General features: G+C 62.8%; 4 protein-coding genes. 3 read left to right on the top strand and 1 reads right to left on the bottom strand.

Annotated features, from left to right (window positions below):
• The 3 genes from VGH68_RS05405 to VGH68_RS05415 all read left to right on the top strand — a co-directional run.
• On the top strand, positions 1-1038 hold a 1038-nt coding region (locus tag VGH68_RS05405; protein ID WP_331602492.1), incomplete at its 5' end, for an ABC transporter substrate-binding protein.
• 85 nt (positions 1039-1123) lie between these two features.
• Entirely contained in the window at positions 1124-1954 is an 831-nt protein-coding gene (locus VGH68_RS05410) for an ABC transporter ATP-binding protein (protein WP_331602493.1), read from the top strand.
• Entirely contained in the window at positions 1951-2829 is an 879-nt protein-coding gene (locus VGH68_RS05415) for an ABC transporter permease (protein WP_331602494.1), read from the top strand. Before VGH68_RS05410 ends, VGH68_RS05415 begins: the two co-directional genes overlap by 4 nt.
• Positions 2830-2914: 85 nt before the next feature.
• Here the strand turns inward: VGH68_RS05415 and VGH68_RS05420 are convergent, their stop codons facing one another.
• The gene (locus VGH68_RS05420) at positions 2915-3712 is read right to left on the bottom strand and encodes a sulfotransferase (RefSeq protein WP_331602495.1); all 798 of its coding nucleotides are present in this window, start codon (positions 3710-3712) and stop codon (positions 2915-2917) included.
• Positions 3713-3882 lie beyond the last annotated feature (170 nt).

Consider the following 3882-nt stretch of genomic DNA (forward strand, 5'->3'; position numbering starts at 1 on the left):
CGCACGACCGCCGCACGGCTGTCGTTTTCCCGCCGTTTCACCGCTATTTTGCTGAGCTTGTCGATCGGCGCCGCAGGTGTCGCCGTCGCGGCGCCCGCGCATGCCGAGGGCGAGATTCGCGTGGCCGAACAGTTCGGCATCGTCTATCTGCTGTTGAACGTCGCGCGCGACCAGCGTTTTATCGAAACCGAGGGACGCAAGCAGGGGCTCGATATCAAGGTCGACTGGGTCAAGCTTTCTGGCGGCGCGGCGGTCAACGATGCATTGCTATCAGGCGCGATCGACATCGCCGGTGCCGGCGTCGGGCCGTTGCTGACGGTCTGGGATCGCACGCGCGGCAAGCAGAATGTGAAGGGCGTCGCGTCGCTCGGCAATCTGCCGTACTACCTCGTCAGCAACGATCCCAGCGTGAAGACGATTGCCGATTTCACGCAGAAGGACCGCATCGCGGTGCCGGCGGTGAACGTGTCGGTGCAATCGCGGGTGTTGCAATACGCGGCGGCCAAACGATGGGGCGACAAGGATTACAACCGGCTCGACAAGTTCACCGAGGCATTGCCCCATCCCGACGCAGCCGCGGCGATCATCGCTGGCGGCACTGAAATTACCGGGCACTTCGGCAACCCGCCGTTCCAGGAGCAGGAACTCGCCGGCAATCCGAAAGCGCATATCGTGCTCAGTTCATACGATGTGCTCGGCGGGCCGAGTTCGGCGACGGTACTGTATGCGACGGAAAAGTTCCGCCGCGACAATCCGAAGACCTATCGGGCGTTTGTCGATGCGCTCGCCGACGCCGCGCATTTCATCAACGCGAATCCGCAGGCCGCCGCGGATATCTACATACGCACGAACCAATCGAAGATCGATCGCAATCTGCTGGTGAAGATCATCACGAATCCGCAGGTGCAATTCAAGATCGCCCCGCAGAACACGTTTGGGCTCGCACAGTTCATGCATCGTGTCGGGGCGATCAAAAACGAACCCACGTCGTGGAAAGACTATTTCTTCGACGATCCGGCGACGGCCGCGGGAAGCTAAATATGAGTCCGGCTGTTTTCGCTTCGCTATCGGGCAAGCGCGCGTGCTCGCCCACCGACAAGATTCACTTACAGGGAGCGCGCTGATGGTGGCCAATCCAACGCTTCTGTTTCCCGACCGCGCGACGCAAAGCGCGCCCGCAACGAGCGGCAAACTGCTCGCGGTCGAGAACGTCAGCCTCGAATACCGCACCCGCGAGCGGATCGTGCGCGCGACCCATGATGTGAGCTTCGACGTCTATGGCGGCGACCGATTCGTGCTGCTCGGTCCGTCCGGTTGCGGCAAATCCACGTTGCTCAAGGCGGTAGCGGGATTTATCGAACCGAGCGCCGGCGCCATTTCGCTCGACGGTCAGCGCGTGCGCGGTCCTGGCGCCGATCGCATCGTCGTGTTCCAGGAGTTCGATCAGTTGCCGCCGTGGAAGACGGTCGTACAGAACGTCGCGTTTCCGCTGCGCGTGGCAAAGAAGCTGTCGAAAGCGGAAGCCCACGAGCGCGCGCTGCATTACCTCGAGAAAGTCGGGCTCGCCGCGTTCGCGGATGCTTATCCGCATACGTTGTCGGGCGGCATGAAGCAGCGCGTTGCGATCGCACGTGCGCTCGCGATGCAGCCGCGCGTGCTGCTGATGGACGAACCGTTTGCCGCGCTCGACGCGCTCACCCGCCGCAAGATGCAGGAGGAATTGCTGCGGCTATGGGAAGAGGTGAATTTCACGCTGCTGTTCGTCACCCATTCGATCGAGGAGGCGCTGGTGGTGGGAAACCGGATTCTGCTGCTGTCGCCGCATCCGGGCCGCGTGCGGGCCGAGCTGAACAGTCATCAATATTCGCAGGACAGCTTCGGCCGTGCCGATTTTCAGCGCAGCGTCGCGCGTATTCATCAGTTGCTGTTCGAAGAGACGAAAGGTCCGCAATGAGTCCTTCCGCCACGTTACTGCCGCCGGTTCGCGACGAGTATGAGCGCCCGCTCGAGGCGCCCGGGGATATCGCGCTCGAAGCGCCGCTGCCGCCGCTCAAACGGCTGTTTACGCACGGCTGGCTGCGCAAATCGCTGATTGCGCTGGTGCTGATCGCGGCATGGGAAATCGCCGCGCGGGCGATCGACAACGATCTGCTGCTGCCGACTTTCGGCGCGACGTTCAGTGCGTTCGTGCAGGGTGTGTGGTCCGGTGAACTGCTCGTGAAGACTGCGGTGTCGATGTCGGTGCTGGTGCGCGGCTATCTGCTCGGCACCGCGTGCGCGTTCGTGCTCACGTCACTGGCTGTGTCGACGCGGGTTGGGCGCGATCTGCTGTCGATGCTGACCGCGATGTTCAATCCGCTGCCGTCCATCGCATTGCTGCCGCTCGCCTTGCTGTGGTTCGGCCTGGGCACCGGCAGTCTGCTGTTCGTACTGGTGCACGCCGTGCTGTGGCCGCTCGCGCTCAATACGTATTCGGGCTTTCAGTCGGTGCCGGCCACGCTGCGTATGACGGGACGCAATTACGGTCTGACGGGTCTACGGCATGTGCTGCTGATCCTCGTGCCGGCGGCGCTGCCGTCGATACTGGCCGGCCTGCGGGTGGGCTGGGCGTTTGCATGGCGCACGCTGATTGCCGCGGAGCTCGTGTTCGGCGCGAGTTCCGGTAGCGGCGGACTCGGCTGGTACATCTTCCAGAATCGCAACGAGCTGTATACGGACCGCGTGTTCGCGGGGCTCGCGGCGGTGATCGTGATCGGTCTGCTGATCGAGCATCTCGTGTTTGATACGCTCGAACGCGTGACGGTTCGGCGCTGGGGCGTGCAGCAGTAATGCTGCACGGCAGGTTACTAAGCGTGCGCCGGTAGCACGCTCAGATCCCCGCTGTGTCACTGGTGCTGTGCGCGTGGCCAATGCCTCATGCCGCCGCGTACCCCAGATGCGTTGCCGCCGTCCCCCCGAGTGCGAGCAGTTTCTGGTCGCCTGCGGGAGCGTCCCGTACGACATAGAGATCGGCGATATCGGTCACCGGATCGCTGAATGGCGTCGGGCGATGGCGCTGCGACACCAGAAAGTCGCTGATCGGCGCCGCGTCGGCGAGATCGAGAAACTGGCCGATGCCCGCCGCGGTCGCGTAGGGGTCTTCGATCAGCGACCGATACGAAACCGTGTGCCCGTGCTGTGTCGGAATGTCATCGAAGAACTCGATGATCTCGCTCACATACTGCTCCCACACGCGTATTCCCTCTTCGATCGATCCGATCCAGTGCTTGTGCAACAGCGAGTTCGCCACGTGACGCGGATCGCGATGGATATGAATGAAGCGCGCATTCGGCAGCAACTCGCGTATCAACCGCAGACATGAACCTGAATGCGGCTCGCGCGCGATCGACCCGGTGCGTCCGGACAGCAACGTGGGGTCGGCATAGGGCGGGTGCTTGTCTCCCCATATCGGCGCAGTGAGCCCAAGCTCTTCTCGATAGAAGCGCTCGACCCACGGACCGAGCGTGCGCCGGCTAAAACTGGAAAAGCGCTCACGGTAGCCCGCGCCGAGCAGATCGGGGCGATGCGCGCCGATCTCCAGCGTGTGCTTGAGCAACGCAAAGACGCGGCATTCGTTGGTCAGCTGGATCAGCGGATGCACGTTGAGCACGGAACACAGGAAGGTCGTTCCGGATCGCGGCGAACCGACGATGAAGAGTGGAGAAGAGTCCATTTGCGTTCCTGACTGTCCGTGATTCAGAGCATACGCAACGCAGATGGCGCGAAGCTGACGCGCCGATGGCCTTTCTGTTCAGGTTGATGCGATGGCGGGTCTACGCCGCGACAGGAACCGTCTAGCGCGGCCTCGGCAAGGGCAAGAGAACAGGCGGCGGTGTACGGATG

The sequence above is a fragment of the Paraburkholderia sp. genome, from assembly GCF_036488505.1.
GTDB lineage: Bacteria > Pseudomonadota > Gammaproteobacteria > Burkholderiales > Burkholderiaceae > Paraburkholderia.

Coding starts and splice junctions, on each gene's coding strand:
- VGH68_RS05410 (WP_331602493.1), top strand. CDS start 1,124: ATGGTGGCCAATCCAACGCTTCTGTTTCCCGACCGCGCGACGCAAAGC.
- VGH68_RS05415 (WP_331602494.1), top strand. CDS start 1,951: ATGAGTCCTTCCGCCACGTTACTGCCGCCGGTTCGCGACGAGTATGAG.
- VGH68_RS05420 (WP_331602495.1), bottom strand. CDS start 3,712: ATGGACTCTTCTCCACTCTTCATCGTCGGTTCGCCGCGATCCGGAACG.